The following is a 15,385-nucleotide window of genomic DNA, read 5'->3' on the forward strand; positions in this document are numbered from 1 at the left end:
TTTGAATCAGGCTATTATTTAACTTCCCGCCCCCTTCATAAAAATTCAAACATCCCACATCACCCTTATATATGTGACAAAAAATCAACTATAAACATCAAACCTTCGCCAAACCATTAGTTAAATGACCTCCGGCAAAGCCGGAGGCTTATTAGGTGACGCCCTCAAAGGGCTTTTATTGCGCCCATGGGCGCGAGTCCCAACCAAGCTTTAACTGATCCTGCCGTTCATCATCCTTTTCCTGATTACGGATATACGTCCTGACAACATCCTCATCCAGAACAACTGTTGTCACAAAGTAGCCCCTCACCCAGAAGCTCTCCCCATTAAAATTTCGCTGTCGACCTTTAAAGTGACGAGCTATCGCTATGGCACACTTGCCTTTCAAATAGCCGATAACATGTGACACTGAATACTTTGTAGGAATGCTAATACATATGTGTACATGATCACGCATCAAGTGGCCTTCAATAATTTCACAGCCCTTGCGCCTGGCTAGTTCATGAAATATATCTCCAAGAAACTTTCTCAACCTTCCATAGATCAATTTCTGACGTCTCTTCGGAAAAAAAACTACGTGATACTTACAATCCCAACGGGTATGGGTCAGACTCTTGTAGTCTGGCATAGGTGAATTCTCGTGATTCTTGGCAGAACCTCGAGATTAGCTACCGACGCCTCGGTAAAACCTATGCGAGTCTCCCCGGGTTTACCTAATGATTAATTAAACAAAACATACCTTTCAACGCTAAGCGCCCAACAGCCTGAGATCACCCCTTGAATTCCAGTAATGTCATAGACAGGGCAGTTTCCTGCTCAGTAATTGATGCTAATTCTCACGAATCCTATACCCCCCATAAATCCGTTCACCGACACCAATACATACAAACCTTCACTGGTATGCAAGGCGTTAGCGTAACCATTCGCAAAAATACATGGTCAGCCTCAACGCTACCTTTTGGAACTAAACTCAGGCTTGCTACTCATACTCCTTGCTCATACCCATTTCGTAGATACAGCCAGCCAGAAAAATCCATTTCCGACTGTATGTCATTAAAATGAACCTCCGCCACCCTCCGTTACGACCAGTGCTAATATCAGACGCATCTGCATAGTTTGCAAACAACGATTGTAATGCCCTCTGACAACTTTCTGCATCCCTACACTCCTGCACTCACTATCCCCAAAAAGACAAGATTGAAGCTGCTTTGACAATATCTTTGCATTCCTCAAATCGTGACTTCTTCTGCCACCTTATCTGCATTCTCAGAGGGCATTCACACACTGACGCTCACTTGAGAACGCAGATAACCAGTTGACCCATAAAGATTTCGTCATCACACTCTCCTTTTTGAGATACAATCAACCTCTTATAAATCCAAAATATTTCAACATATTCTGTGCATACCTGACAAATACTAAAGTCACACTTTTTTTGCGTGCAAAACACGCCTCACTTTAAGAACTAAAACAAAAAACATATAAGTGTATTTACCGAACGCACAGACAAAACCAAAAACCAGATGATATTCGAACAAAAATTGACATTACACTCATAATTAACAAACAAAACATTATTTACTTTTTCAGGGCAGTCTACCCAAGAGCTATTAATCGCACGTTTTTTCTATTTACACTATAAATTCCACTTTCAACTTGTTGATATGAGAACAAACGTACATTAACCGAATGTCGGCGTCACACTGACGTTTGTATATAAATGCCATTATTTAACGAGCGTCTTTGAAGCGGAAGTCTATCCTTGTATAACCTTGGCGTTGTCCATGGTTAACCGTAAATTATTGGGCTCTCCTTTAACTCTCAGAGAGAAATCCATGCCTATCACTAACCAAACAGTACTGTATGAATGGCAACAGTAATCAGGACAGCGTAATAAATCAGGTACTTTATATATTACTTCTGATGGCCATGACTAAAGACAGGTAGAACTCAATGCCGACGACAGTCAGAAAAAGCAGAAACAGCAATTGTACACCGTTTGAAGCCCGTATGGCTGTCACTCGTGATGACATGGAAGCCATCATGAGGCTACGGCACAGTGTTTTTAATCAGACCTTCGGTGCACGGTTTTCACATTGTGAAAATGGCATGGATTACGATAGCTTTGACCCCCTTTGCCGCCATCTCATTGTGAAGGATCGGAGTAACAACCAGACCATTGCAACAACCCGCCTGCTGACCGAAAAAAAAGCCCAGTTAATTGGTTCTTTTTACAGTGAAAATGAGTTTATCTTACCAGGCCTGAAAGAATTACCAGACCCCATTCTTGAACTGGGGAGAGTCTGTATTCATGAAGACTATCGCAATCGAAGTGCCATTCTCAGCCTGTGGCAAGCGCTTTCCAAAGTGCTGACAACAACCGATACCGAGGTACGGTTTCTCATTGGCTGTGCCAGCATCAGCATGGATGATGGAGGTATTCAGGCGGAAGCGATTATGCGCATACTTCGTGCAAACTATATGGATACCAGCCGTATCAAAGCAACGCCCCTTGTGCCATTACCGCAGGTCGATCTTCCCGACAATGTCGTCACCTCCATCCCCCCCTTTCTCAAGTTTTGCCTTCGCCTGGGTGCAAAAGTTTGCGGGGAACCCAGTTGGGATCGAGATTTCGGTGTCGCTGATGTATTTACTCTTCTGGACCTGCATGAGCTTAATCGACATACGCATCGCTATGTCAACCGGTTTCTCTGAACGAAGATGGCATTAACTAAAGGGGGATTCCTCCCCCTTTTTAGTGACGCAATCAGCTGATTTTCACCGGCTCAAACTGTGCAATTTTGTCACGCCACTCTTCTGGCCCCGTCTGGTGAACAGATGTTCCTTTGCTGTCAACAGCCACCGTCACGGGCATATCTTCTATATCAAATTCATAAATTGCTTCCATGCCAAGATCATCGAATGCGACTACCTTGGCCTGCTTAACTGCCTGTGCAACCAAATAGGCCGCGCCACCGACCGCCATCAGATACACCGCTTGATTATCGCGAATTGCCTCAATCGCAGTAGGACCGCGCTCGGCCTTACCGATCATGCCAATCAATCCCGTTTGCTCGAGCATGGTGCGGGTAAATTTATCCATCCTGGTTGAGGTCGTCGGACCGGCAGGTCCGACCACTTCATCACGCACAGGATCAACTGGCCCAACGTAATAGATAAAACGGTTCTTCATATCAACAGGTAGTTCCTCACCCTTGGCAAGCATATCCACCATACGTTTGTGTGCGGCATCACGACCCGTGAGCATTTTTCCTGAAAGCAACACGGTTTCACCAGGCTGCCAATCACGGATATCTTCTGCGGTTATCGTATTGAGATTGACGCGACGGACACTGTCTCCAACTTCCCAGGTAATATCCGGATAATCGCCCATGGAAGGAGGCGTCAAAACGGCAGGGCCGGAGCCATCCAATGTAAAATGTGCATGTCGAGTAGCGGCACAATTCGGAATCATGGCCACCGGCTTAGAGGCTGCATGGGTTGGATAGTCCATGATCTTGACATCAAGCACGGTCGTTAAGCCGCCCAGCCCCTGCGCCCCAATACCGAGTTTGTTAACCGCCTCAAAGATTTCCAGACGAAGCTCTTCAATTCTGCTCTTAGGACCGCGGTCACGGAGTTCATGGATATCAATGGGATCCATCAAGGACTGCTTTGCCAATACTGCGGCCTTTTCTGCCGTCCCCCCAACGCCGATACCCAACATACCCGGCGGACACCAACCAGCGCCCATAGTAGGGACGGTCTTGACCACCCACTCAACAATATCATCCGACGGATTCAGCATGGCCAATTTGGACTTGTTCTCAGAGCCCCCCCCCTTGGCAGCCACCTGAACATCCACCTTGTCACCAGGTACCAGGCTAGTGTGAATAACGGCCGGCGTATTATCTTTGGTGTTTGTCCGTTTCCCGGCAGGATCTGCAAGAATGGACGCGCGCAGGACATTATCGGGGTGCGTATAAGCACGCCGAACACCTTCATTAACTAAGTCTTCCACACCTAGCTTGGTATCAAAGCGAACATCCATGCCTACTTTAAGAAAAACAGTCACAATACCCGTATCTTGGCAGATAGGACGTCGGCCCGTTGCACACATACGGGAATTAATCAGAATCTGCGCCATGGCATCCTTGGCTGCCTGAGACTGTTCCTTCTCATAGGCTTCGTGGACAGCCTTGATGAAATCAACCGGGTGGTAATAGGAAATGAACTGCAAAGCGTCGGCAATGCTCTGTATAAAATCTTCTTCTCGTATAACAGTCATCGTTTTCCGGACTCCTTTGACTGGCGTATCCGCTCGCCTTCCGACGAACAAACCCATCGCCATGGCTGAACACGGTAATGCATTATTATGAAGGTGTGATCGGAGTATACCACTATCCATAAAGAGGGGGATTCTTTGCCCTGGACAACTCGGTTACACTCGAAAAGTCTCTAACAGACCGCTTCAACGAGAGAGGAAATGGTACAAATCCATTTTGGTAATAAGTCTTACCAAACAAAGTCAGGAAAATCGCTACTTGAAACACTGCTGGAGCAGCATTGTCGCATTCCATGGTCCTGCAGGGCCGGGTTATGCCATTCATGCCTGATGCAAACCACCCAAGGCTCAGTACCTAAAGAGGCCTGTTCTAGCCTCTCACAAGACCAGGTAGAAAGTGGGTTTTTCCTAGCCTGTCAATGCTATCCCACCAGCGATATCACCGTTCGCTTGCCTGAACGCCACCTTCAACCCCAGCCAGCTGTGATCACCGGGAAAGACTTTCTCTCTCCCACATTGCTCGCTATAAGGCTGGCACCACGCCTCCCACTGCAGTATCGACCCGGACAGCACATCCTGCTTTGGCGTAATACAACGGACAGTAGCCGTTATTGTCTTCTGTCACAACCAGAACTGGACAGCGAGCTGCTGATTCATGTGGAACGGCGAGCCGGTGGCAAGTTCAGCCGATGGCTGTTTGATGAAGCGGCTTGTGGCACTCAGGTGACACTCAGTGAACTGGCCGGCCAGTGTCACTACCAGCCAGGCAGGGATAACAAGCCCACCATCCTATTTGGCAGCGGCGTTGGTATTGGCGCCGCTATGGCAATCACTCGTGACACACTATTAAACAATCCCTCATCGGTCCTTGTAACACTCTTACATGCAGATACCGAATCGCCCGAAGCGTTTTTCCTTCGCCATCACGACCTGCCTGAATCACTTCTGCAGACTATCACTCTGGAAGCACCAATAGAGAGGGTTGATGAACTGTTGGCAGAACGTCGCTTCCAAAATGCGCAGATCAAGTTAATTGGTCAAAATGACAGTGTGCTCACCTTAGAGCACACGCTGAAAAAAAGACGTTATCCAGACACGCATCTCGTTACTCAACCCTTTTCGCCCATACCTTCCGCCTGATTGCCACGGGTATAGGAGGACTCAGGGTATAAATCAGGAATAACGGAGACACTGGATGTCACAACCATGTCTGGATAGGGCGCATTATCAAAGGCCAGCTCGACAAACCACGCCGTCCACCCAGACTTGGGCGACTCAACATCAATACTGAACTGGCAAGGTTCTACTCGCTGAATCGCCACGTTTTCGGGTTTATACTGCAACCCGTTCTGGGAAAGCGCTGTCATTCGAAAATCACGAGCCTCAGGATTGGTCACCTGCCACAAAACAGCACGCTTTGGGCAAACCGGCATACTCGCAGCCAAGCGCCCAACCCCGGGACGACTCCAGTTCACATCCGGCAACGGCCTGTTATCAACCCTTGCACCAAGAAATGCTTCAAACGTATCCGTAGCCCGCGCCAGCCCACCGGGATCCCTGAAGACATAATGTCGACTATTGGGAAACGTGCGCATCCACGTTGGCCCCAGGAGTTCTTGCAGGTAGAGCTTGGCGGAATCAGGCGGAAAAAAATCATCACCTGACGCAGTAACAATATATTTTGGCATGTTCAGGCGATCACGGTAGCGATAAGGATCCACCAGCATCAGCAAACGATACATTTCAGGGGTATGAACATAGGAAAAGACATCATGCTCGGGTGCATAATAATCACTGAGTGCCGGAATCGTTCCCTGATGCGCCTTATAAACATGATCAATAAACGCCTCACTTTTGAGGATATCAATCACGACAGGTATGAGTGAATCGGTTCGCTTATCAACAGCGGCAGTGAGCCACGCGGTCCACCCCCGCTTGGAAGCCCCCGCGAGAACAAAACGCTCAACATCAACGCCTTTATACGATAATACAGCCTGAACGGTATCCATCGCCCGTACTGCTGACTTGACCATGGGAAACTGCAACAGCAATGCCTCACTTTCCTCAGGATCCTTGAGATAGTGATACCAGGTCCAGGCAATAAGATCATCTTCCTTACGCGGCTTACCATCCGCAAAGCGCAGATACTGATTCGGTACATCTTTCAGGTCGACAACGACCGCGCCGGTACTGGCCGCAATTTTGGCGAAATCAACCTGATTGAATACATCGTAAGTCACGTCTCCATATTCAGGATCACGTGGGTATCGAGTCCCTCCATCAATAAACAAAAACGCCTTTTCTGAGCGAACAACCTCGGGTCGGTAAATCATCAACCGATGACGCCAGACTGGTTCAGAAACACCATGCTTTATCGCCGCAGACCAGGTCTGGGAGACCATACTGACCTGGTACAGCTTGACTTTAGCATTAGGAAAATCGGCAACGTTTTGCCACGCCTCCCCTTCCAGCGTCCACTCCCAGCTATTATCCGGTTGTTGAATATAGTCATCCAACGCAGTCCTGTGCACAGGGTTATCCCCATCCTTTATCATGCCGCAGGCAGACAGTACGGGCATCACCGCCAGTACGCCTGCAAGAACAAGCACTACTAACCGACCGCTGTTAAACATGAAACTTGTGCAAGCCATGCCATTATTCCTGGTTAATACCTTGTCAGAGTAGTCATATCGTGCCCCTACAGGGTATGACATAATGCCCCGGCCCACTGACAAAATGACGATAACAGGGCTGGTGCCTGAACATGACCGATTCAATACAAACAGACGTTGTTGAACGTATCCTGCAAATCCGGATCGTTCGTCCTGAACGAAAGAACGCATTGACGCATACCATGTATGACGCATTGGCAGCCGCATTGCTGCAGGCGGATGAACAGAGCGAAATACGAGCCATATTCATCACCGGTACAGATGACTGCTTCACCAGTGGTAATGATGTGCAGGACTTCCTGTCCCACCCGCCATCAGGGCCAGACAGCCCTGTGTTTCGTTTCATGCGTACACTGCAACAGTGCCGCAAACCGGTCGTTGCCGCCGTGAACGGCCCCGCTGTCGGCATTGGCGCCACGCTGCTTCTGCATTGTGATCTCGTTTATCTTGGGCCTGACGCCAAACTTCAGATGCCCTTTGTCAAACTGGGGCTTTGTCCGGAATACGCATCCAGCCTGTTGGTACCCGCAATGGTCGGCCATCGCCGGGCGACAGAGCTCCTGCTACTGGGTGACACCCTACGTGCAGAGGAAGCTGTCAGCGCAGGCATCGCTAATGCTGTCTTCGATGAGTACTACCAGGAAAAAGCGTTCGACAAAGCGCGGGAAATTGCCGCATTGCCACCAGCGGCTATCCGCATGGCCAAACGGCTAATGAAAGAGCCGGTTGAAGAACAGATCTCTCGGCAAATTGCCCGTGAAGGCGCTGCCTTTGTGGAACGCCTTGCATCACCTGAGGCACGGGAGGCCATGATGGCATTTATGCAGAAACGCCCCGCCGATTTCAGCGCATTTGAATAAGCCCCTATCGATAATGGCCTGGATGTTTTCACCCCCAGGTCATTGATAGGTTTTCGGTGCTAGAACCACCACCAGGACGTATTTTCTGCTACTTGGGCAACAGTTTCCTGAACCGGTGCAGACAACACCACAACCGGATTCAACGCCCGGGTTTGTTCAAGCTCCGCCTTGGCTGAAGAGCGAGAAACAAACTGCATGGGTCCATCACCCAGAGGCATATCACCTGCCGTCGGATCCAGCCTGGGCGAGGTTAACTCTGCGTAACGCAGATAGTAGGTCCCACCACCTGCCACATCCAGGGAAAAACTGGCTATCCGGTTGAAATTGATAGGCTGTTCGGCCAGAAAAGAATCTTCCAGAAAAAACAGGTCCAAACCAAAGAACGGGCGCTTGAGAAGAAACTGATACTGACCCGGCGCCAGTTCCAGCACTTGATGACCATTACTGCTGATATTCACGACGGGCTCGCCGTTAACATACACGGTCGGTGCTTCCAGTTCCTCTTCCGCCCATTCACTGTAGGGGCGATAGATAATGACATGGGCGTTATCGAGTTCAGGACTGGCCTGCGTCGCATACAACGCCCCGTCAACGGGTTTCAGGTAGGCGCCGAACGTCCTGTCCCAGGAACTGCAGGCTGACAGGAAATACAGAACGCACAGCACGACGCTGATTCGGCTGAGTGATTTCATTATTGTTATTCTCCACACATTCGCGTGCTCATTCTGCCTGTTTTTTGCAAACGGTGCTATCTATCAGGTGCTCATCCAGGGCGCAACGCCAATTGCCGTCATGATGAGTTCCACCGAAAGTGCCGCCAGTATCATGCCCATGATACGGACAATGATCGCGGAACCGTTATGACCAATCACCTTGAAAATACGGTCTGCCATGAGCATTAAGCCACAGGTTACCAGCAATACGAGTAACAGAACCGCCGCCGTCGCCGTCTGCTCATACAGGGTTTTCACCCGGTTATCGGTCAAGGTAATCACGGCCATAATCGCACCGGGGCTAGCGATCGATGGCACAGCCAAAGGGAAAACGGCCAGATCATGCCCCGGCTCTGTTTCACCAGGCTCCTGGATATGCGTAGAAAAGATCATTTGCAAACCAAACAGAAACAGGATGACGCCACCGGCCAACTGTAAAGAGATCAGCTTGATATCCATGGCCGTTAATATCAGTTGGCCAAGAATCAGTGCGGCAATCAGCACAACGCTGGCATATAGTGTCGCCTTGATTGCCGTTTTTCTACGCTGTTGCGCAGACAATCGCGCGGTAAGTCCGGTAAACAGTGCCAGCGTCCCTACCGGATCAATCGTCGACCACAACATCATGAAATCTTTAATCAGCATTTCCATTGAGACACCACCTGAGGTTATTCCATTACTGTCGGCGCGTTATTTATCAGAAATCGCTGATTACCACCAACCCATTTATGTAGCTTATTGTTTACAATACGAAAATCTGACAACGGCCTTCTGACGGAAGTCCGCAGCCGGCCGATACAGATCAATAATCCCCCGTGCCAAGAGGCGTACTATAAGCGGGAAGAACACCCTGATCGTTTCCAAACGGGGGAAGTAATAAGCATGCAACTGTCATTTTTGGGGGCTGCCGGTACCGTCACCGGCTCCAAGTATCTGGTGACATTCAATGGCTTCCAGCTACTGGTCGATTGCGGACTGTACCAGGGACTAAAAGACTATCGTCGTCGAAACTGGCAACCCTTACCGATACCAGCGGAAGACATTGACGCTGTTGTTCTGACTCATGCGCATATTGATCACAGTGGTTATCTGCCCGCACTGGTCAGACAGGGGTATGACGGACCCGTCTACTGCAGCCAGGGCACCAGGGACTTATGTCGTGTGCTGCTCCCTGACGCCGGTTACCTCCAGGAAGAAGACGCTCGCTTTGCCAACAAACACGGTTTTTCCAGGCATCAGCCCGCCCTGCCGCTGTATACTGAAGAAGACGCCCGTCGCTCATTAAAACTGTTTCGCCCCCTGCCTCTCGATAGCATCAACGATATCGGCAAGGGTTTGACCCTGCGACTCCGTCCGGCAGGTCATATTCTGGGCGCCTGCACACTGGAGGTGTTCAATGGGCGACACCTCCTCTGTTTCAGCGGTGATCTTGGTCGTGCCGACGACCCTATCATGTACCCACCCGAACCGATGCCGCGGGCCGATTACCTGGTACTGGAATCCACCTACGGCAATCGCCTGCATGCCGAAACCGATTCGCTGGTGACACTGGAACAGATCATCAACAAAACCGCTAAACGGGGCGGCATTGTCCTGATGCCCTCATTCGCGGTTGGCAGGGCGCAACTGGCCCTGCATATGATCAGCCAGCTCAAGCTTCAGAACCGCATCCCCCGCGAATTACCGGTCTACCTGAACAGCCCCATGGCGATCAAGGCGACTGAGCTGTTTTACCAGCATCCTGAGAAACATCGGTTAACCCATGAAGACTGCCAGCGCATTGATGCCGGCACCCACTATGTACGAACCATGGAAGAATCCATGGCGCTGAACCGCCGCACCTTTCCAGCCATCATCATCTCCGCCAGCGGCATGGCCAGCGGCGGCCGCGTTCTGCACCACCTGAACACCCTGGCCCCCAACCACCGTAACAGCATCGTATTCATGGGATTCCAGGCGCCGGGCACCCGTGGTGAAAAAATGGTGAATGGCGCACGAGAGGTAAAAATCCACGGTCGGCAGGTGACGATCAATGCGGATGTTCATAATCTGGAAGGCTTATCCGCCCATGCCGATTACCAGGGGATTCTTGACTGGCTCACAGCAGTGCACCAGCCCCCCAGAAAAGTCTTGATCACCCACGGTGAACCCACGGCATCGGTGTCATTAGCGGAGCATATTCAGACACGTTTTGGCTGGTCGGCTGAAGTACCGGAACTGGGCACAACGATTGAGATTCCTGATCCAGACTGATCAGATACTGAAACGTTTCATCCAGAGTCCATGGAGATTGCAGTCACTCACCGCGAACAGGACGCTTCCCGGCGGCAGGCGCAACACAAACAGCCCTTCCGCCACAGACAGGGCGGCATGCAATGACATGCCACACAGCTCCTGGCGCTGGTGATCATAAAGGCGAATAGCGGATATATGGTGCGCAACGGTCTGGACATGCCGAACCACAATGCCGATGCGTACCAGCTCCCCTTCCCGGCAGACCGTCACGTCCGGAATATGGGCGTCACCCCCGGCCCGGCTCTGCCAACCGCCTGTCAGCGTAATCGGCTGAACAGCCTCTGCCACACTATCCTGCCCCAGTGCCAGCGCCATTGATGCCGTACCAGCCACCAATCCGTAATGCAGGAACGTTCTTCTCATCATGCCTTCACTCATTACATCGCACCTCTACAGCCCGGGTCATGTTGCAGCAAGCCTAGCAATGAAAGCGCCTGAGAGAGTGGCCACGCCCCCGCAGAGATGGCAGAATATATCGACAATCAATAACAACAATAATGACAAGAAAAGCCATGAAGTTGACCAGACAACTTTACCCCTTACTGCTTCTAGTGGGTTCATTCTCACTTGTCCACGCCGCTGACAACGAGAACGCTGACCCATCCGTTCCGGTGTATGATATGGGCGATGGCTACCATAATTATCCGCCCGGTCACACCGAACCGCCCCCAGACGCGCCCTTACGTTATGGCCGAACCACGTCCAACACCTTCCCGCTGCCCAGCATGGCCAGTGAAGACATGGCCGATGCGTCTGTCCCGGGCGCACTTCAGGCAACCTCCGCCGGTCAGAGCGACGACGATGAACGGGAAAAGCATAACGTCAATGTGGGAATCACGATCGACGAACTGGAAGATACGATTGATATTTCACTGCCAAATGACAACCTGGCCAGTCAGGGACAACAGCGACCAACCACCGTTAGTATTGACGTGACTTACAGCAATGACAGTTCAACCGATGTGCATGTTACGGCAACAACCACATCCTATAATGAATAACCCTTAGAAAAAGAATACCATTGCACGGAATTGATTATTAATAAAAGAAGGATACAGTCATTAAAGCGGAACATTAAACAGCTTTATTTGGGGATGATTTAATAAAGCTGTTTTAATGAATCACCTTTTTATCGGACTCGTCTCTCGCCCGAAACCAGTCTTTTAATTTTTCCCTGACGGTTTTAGATTCCACCAGAAACTCCGGATGCAGGGAATGCCTGATAGATTTCACCTTACCATCAAGCTCTTCCAGGCGCTCTATGGCAATGTCGACATTATTCTCTTTAATGAAACGAACCATTTCCGAGGTTGGTCCACAAATCGCCTGCCGGTATTCCTTGTCCATAATAACTCCCAATTCCAGCGGAATAATAACCACGAGCAGCTCTAATTCGCCTTATTTGTGATTTTTTTTATTTGAATTAAGCATTTTTACCAACTGTGTATATACTGGAAGCCTCACAGTCAGGAAGAGGACGTTCCCTGACTATATCGCCTATGGGCGAAAAAGGTTTAACCGCCAGGGTTGGCATAAATAGAACGGCAGATACCAGCAATGGGCAGGCATACAAGCTTTGAACTGACTGAAGTACTGAGTCAGGCGATGGATTTATTCTGGCGCCTTGGCTATGCCAGTACATCTATGCGTCATGTTGAGGAGGTTACGGGCTTAAATCCCGGTAGCCTCTATCACCATTTCAGCAGTAAAGAAGGCCTCTATAAAGCGGTTATTGAGCATTATTACACTGCCATACTCCAGCCTCGCCTGTACCATTATCGTCACACCGCCTCGCCCAGGGAATGCCTTCGGCGCTTTTTCACGACCAGTTATCGTCATTTCCCGGCCAAAGAATACCGTGGGCATTGCCTGCTATTGCTGGCTGTGGTGGAAACCAAGCACCATGACGATCTAAGCCCACAGTTTCAGCAATATATTTCTGAATTAAAACAGGACTTTACCGCCATTCTGACGCTGGATACAGAGCTGAAAGTCCCTGAGACCAGTGCGGACTATCTCTTTGAATGCTATATCGCGCTACAGTTCTATGCCTGCCTGAATCCCAGCCGGAAATTCCTGGATAACAAGGTACGCGTGTTCTTTGAAAGATTAACCCTGCTGGATCGCTAGCTCACTGTAATTCCCAGCCCCCTGTGCAATAATCCCGCTTCTGATTCGACATGTCTGAAGTGCAGTACTTATGGCCATTAGCAATATTATTGTTCACCATCTTGAACGCAATCCGGATGCTGACAGCTCCACTGTGCATCCCCGGTCAACCCCGCTGCCGGTGACACCGGCGACAGAAGGCCTGCTGCAGGATCTGCTGCAAAGCTACAACCAGAAATCCGACAAGGCCCATGGCTGTTTCCCGGAATCCGACGGTGATTCAGGGCTGCAACACTGGCTCAAGGCCTACCTGGATGAACAGCTGCCCTTCGTCGACTTCAGCCTCAAGACCACAGAAAGCCTGAAAGAAAAGCTCGATGCCGCCGGCATGTTTCCGGGCGGTTTCGTACTGATAGCCCACTACCGCAGTGGACTGACCCAGTATCTGCTGATAACCCTGGTCAGCCCGGCCAGCAGCGTCACGGTCACTGACCAGCTGGATATTATTGATACTGCCTACCTGGATATGGGGCGTCTTAACCTGGCCGCTCGCATCAACATTACGGAATGGCAGAACAACTCTCAGGCTCAACGTTATATTTCCTGGATCAAACCCCGCGGCGGACGCCGCCTCAGCGACTGCTTCAGGGATTTCCTGGGTGGCACCGAGACAGCCAATACCAAGAAAGATACCGATACCCTGATGAACGCCGTCGAAGCTTACTGCGACACCAGTGAAACACCGACAGAACAGGGTGGCGTCAAGAAACGGGTCTATGAATACTGCAATGAGCAGCTTCAATCCAGCGAAGCCATTTCCCTGGACGAATTATCTGCCTTCCTGAACGAGGCGGAACCCGACAATTTTGCACGCTTCGTCAACACACAGGATTATGATGTTGCCCCGGAAATCGCTCCCAGCAAAAGCCAACTGAAGCGACTGATTCGTTACTCCGGACGTGCCAAGGGATTCAATATCGCCTTCGAGGCTGAACTGCTAGGCAGCCGTATCACCTATAACCGGGAAAACGATACCCTGACCATTCAGGGCATCCCGGATAACCTCAAGTCCCAACTTGAAAAAGCCTGAGAATCGCTGACCGCCGCTTGCGCATGAGGACGTGATCTATGAAATCAATCAGAATATGGGATGTACCGACGCGCCTGTTCCACTGGCTTCTGGTGCTGGCTATCGCTGGCCTCTGGTATACCGGTACCGAAGGCGATATGGACAGGCATCTGCCGCTGGCCTATTTCACGCTGGCGCTCCTGCTGTTTCGGTTTATCTGGGGATTTGTCGGTGGTTTCTATTCGCGATTCTCTGCGTTCCAGCTGGCGCCCGCGAATGCGATCCGTTATATCCGTAGCGGTCTGAAGAGCGATTACCCTGGCCACAACCCACTGGGCAGCTGGAGTGTTGTGGCGTTACTACTCAGCGTTGCAGTCCAACTGACCACCGGACTGTTTGCCAATGACGCCATTCTGACTGAAGGCCCACTGGCTCACTATGTGTCCAGTAATCTCAGCGATCAGATGACCAGCTGGCATTCCCTGAACTTCAATATTCTGTTGGGACTGATCGCCCTGCATATCGCAGCAGTATTGTTTTACTCCGTCATCAAACGGGATGATATTCTGCCTGCCATGATTACCGGTAATCGCTCTGTTTCGGCAGATACAGACGAACCTGCCCGCAAAAACCCTGCCTACAGCCTGATCGCTATTGCTGTTGCCGCCGGTATCGTGTGGCTGATCACACAGTTAGGATACTAAGTATTCAATAGACTACTAGCGCAATAAAAAAGCAGCAATTGACGATTCAATTGCTGCTTTTTTGATTCTTTATCACAAGGTCTTATTTATACTTGTAGGGTTTGTGGCAGCTGCCACAGGTACCGGCTGTTACTTTGAACTCTGCACGGATTTCGCCCATATCGCCCTTCCCGGCGACCTGCTGCAGCTTGAGCGCCTGATCATGGAATTCTCTCATTTTCTGATCAAAGTCTGCTTTTTTTTCCCAGACAGCCGGCTTTGACTTCGAATCATCAGTTAGCCGCTTTTCTGCGAATCCCTCGTAAGACCAACTACTCAGCGCAGCCAGCCGATCAGCATCTGCGGAGAAACGTGCCGCATCGTAAGGCTGCTTGCCTTTGATCATATCGCCCATTTCGCCGAAATAGGTGCCAATCAAATGCATATGTGATTTGCGCAAGGCAACAGCATCTTCATCTTTATCGAAAGTCACGGCGTGTGCTGACACATTGAACGCAACTGCCGCCAAACTCATCAAGGCTATCTTTTTCATCAGCTAATCGACTCTCTCGTTCTGTTGTTGTTCAGAGTAATCTCACGGTGGCGCGTCGGCTTGTCATAAGCCTGGAAAGGTACCGTTATCATTAAATTCCGCGCGAGAGTCTAGCATAGCCCCCTCAGCAGAACAGCGAGAACGGG

General features: G+C 50.3%; 16 protein-coding genes. 8 read left to right on the forward strand and 8 right to left on the reverse strand.

Going from position 1 to position 15,385, the window contains the following annotated elements:
- Positions 1 to 175: 175 nt before the first annotated feature.
- Entirely contained in the window at positions 176 to 628 is a 453-nt protein-coding gene (gene tnpA / locus KHS78_RS15070; RefSeq protein ID WP_211829295.1) for an IS200/IS605 family transposase, read from the reverse strand.
- 1,325 nt (positions 629 to 1,953) lie between these two features.
- Here tnpA and KHS78_RS15075 point away from each other — a divergent pair.
- Entirely contained in the window at positions 1,954 to 2,715 is a 762-nt protein-coding gene (locus KHS78_RS15075; RefSeq protein ID WP_211829296.1) for a GNAT family N-acetyltransferase, read from the forward strand.
- A gap of 52 nt (positions 2,716 to 2,767) precedes the next feature.
- Here the strand turns inward: KHS78_RS15075 and KHS78_RS15080 are convergent, their stop codons facing one another.
- Complete coding sequence (locus KHS78_RS15080) at positions 2,768 to 4,288, reverse strand: fumarate hydratase (protein WP_211829297.1); 1,521 nt, start codon at positions 4,286 to 4,288, stop codon at positions 2,768 to 2,770.
- 198 nt (positions 4,289 to 4,486) lie between these two features.
- Here KHS78_RS15080 and KHS78_RS15085 point away from each other — a divergent pair, with 198 nt between their 5' ends.
- The gene (locus KHS78_RS15085; RefSeq protein ID WP_211829298.1) at positions 4,487 to 5,425 is read left to right on the forward strand and encodes a 2Fe-2S iron-sulfur cluster-binding protein; all 939 of its coding nucleotides are present in this window, start codon (positions 4,487 to 4,489) and stop codon (positions 5,423 to 5,425) included.
- On the opposite strand, the gene KHS78_RS15090 is transcribed toward KHS78_RS15085, so the two are convergent.
- Positions 5,395 to 6,936: a PhoPQ-activated protein PqaA family protein gene (locus KHS78_RS15090; protein ID WP_211829299.1), complete on the reverse strand. Its 1,542-nt coding sequence runs from the start codon at positions 6,934 to 6,936 to the stop codon at positions 5,395 to 5,397. The two genes, KHS78_RS15085 and KHS78_RS15090, sit on opposite strands and share 31 nt — an antisense overlap.
- A gap of 113 nt (positions 6,937 to 7,049) precedes the next feature.
- Between KHS78_RS15090 and KHS78_RS15095 the strand changes: the two genes are divergently transcribed.
- Positions 7,050 to 7,817: an enoyl-CoA hydratase gene (locus KHS78_RS15095; RefSeq protein WP_211829300.1), complete on the forward strand. Its 768-nt coding sequence runs from the start codon at positions 7,050 to 7,052 to the stop codon at positions 7,815 to 7,817.
- A 59-nt stretch (positions 7,818 to 7,876) separates the two neighbouring features.
- Here the strand turns inward: KHS78_RS15095 and KHS78_RS15100 are convergent, their stop codons facing one another.
- Together KHS78_RS15100 and KHS78_RS15105 are read right to left on the reverse strand one after the other, a co-directional pair.
- On the reverse strand, positions 7,877 to 8,509 hold the full coding sequence (locus KHS78_RS15100; RefSeq protein WP_211829301.1) for a DUF2846 domain-containing protein: 633 nt from the start codon (positions 8,507 to 8,509) through the stop codon (positions 7,877 to 7,879).
- 63 nt (positions 8,510 to 8,572) lie between these two features.
- Positions 8,573 to 9,181 (reverse strand): MarC family protein, encoded by a 609-nt coding sequence (locus KHS78_RS15105; protein ID WP_211829302.1) that lies wholly within the window; start codon positions 9,179 to 9,181, stop codon positions 8,573 to 8,575.
- A 231-nt stretch (positions 9,182 to 9,412) separates the two neighbouring features.
- Between KHS78_RS15105 and KHS78_RS15110 the strand changes: the two genes are divergently transcribed.
- Positions 9,413 to 10,783, forward strand: a complete 1,371-nt coding sequence (locus tag KHS78_RS15110) for an MBL fold metallo-hydrolase RNA specificity domain-containing protein (protein WP_211829303.1) — start codon at positions 9,413 to 9,415, stop codon at positions 10,781 to 10,783.
- On the opposite strand, the gene KHS78_RS15115 is transcribed toward KHS78_RS15110, so the two are convergent.
- On the reverse strand, positions 10,784 to 11,191 hold the full coding sequence (locus tag KHS78_RS15115) for a desulfoferrodoxin family protein (RefSeq protein WP_211829304.1): 408 nt from the start codon (positions 11,189 to 11,191) through the stop codon (positions 10,784 to 10,786).
- A 146-nt stretch (positions 11,192 to 11,337) separates the two neighbouring features.
- Here KHS78_RS15115 and KHS78_RS15120 point away from each other — a divergent pair, with 146 nt between their 5' ends.
- The gene (locus KHS78_RS15120; RefSeq protein WP_211829305.1) at positions 11,338 to 11,826 is read left to right on the forward strand and encodes a hypothetical protein; all 489 of its coding nucleotides are present in this window, start codon (positions 11,338 to 11,340) and stop codon (positions 11,824 to 11,826) included.
- A 112-nt stretch (positions 11,827 to 11,938) separates the two neighbouring features.
- Here KHS78_RS15120 and KHS78_RS15125 read toward each other — a convergent pair whose 3' ends face one another.
- Positions 11,939 to 12,172 carry a hypothetical protein gene (locus KHS78_RS15125; RefSeq protein WP_211829306.1) on the reverse strand — a complete coding sequence of 78 codons (234 nt, stop codon included), beginning with the start codon at positions 12,170 to 12,172 and terminating at the stop codon, positions 11,939 to 11,941.
- Between the two features lie 210 nt (positions 12,173 to 12,382).
- Here KHS78_RS15125 and KHS78_RS15130 point away from each other — a divergent pair, with 210 nt between their 5' ends.
- From KHS78_RS15130 to KHS78_RS15140, 3 genes are all read left to right on the forward strand, one after another.
- A complete protein-coding gene (locus tag KHS78_RS15130) occupies positions 12,383 to 12,955 on the forward strand; it encodes a TetR/AcrR family transcriptional regulator (protein ID WP_211829307.1) in 573 nt (190 codons plus the stop codon).
- 70 nt (positions 12,956 to 13,025) lie between these two features.
- Positions 13,026 to 14,024, forward strand: coding sequence for a nucleoid-associated protein YejK (gene yejK / locus KHS78_RS15135; RefSeq protein ID WP_211829308.1), 999 nt, complete (start codon positions 13,026 to 13,028; stop codon positions 14,022 to 14,024).
- 38 nt (positions 14,025 to 14,062) lie between these two features.
- Positions 14,063 to 14,707, forward strand: a complete 645-nt coding sequence (locus tag KHS78_RS15140; protein WP_211829309.1) for a cytochrome b/b6 domain-containing protein — start codon at positions 14,063 to 14,065, stop codon at positions 14,705 to 14,707.
- 82 nt (positions 14,708 to 14,789) lie between these two features.
- Here KHS78_RS15140 and KHS78_RS15145 read toward each other — a convergent pair whose 3' ends face one another.
- Entirely contained in the window at positions 14,790 to 15,239 is a 450-nt protein-coding gene (locus KHS78_RS15145; protein ID WP_211829310.1) for a c-type cytochrome, read from the reverse strand.
- Between the last annotated feature and the right edge of the window lie 146 nt (positions 15,240 to 15,385).

The organism is Kistimonas asteriae (assembly GCF_018263925.1).
GTDB lineage: Bacteria > Pseudomonadota > Gammaproteobacteria > Pseudomonadales > Endozoicomonadaceae > Kistimonas > Kistimonas asteriae.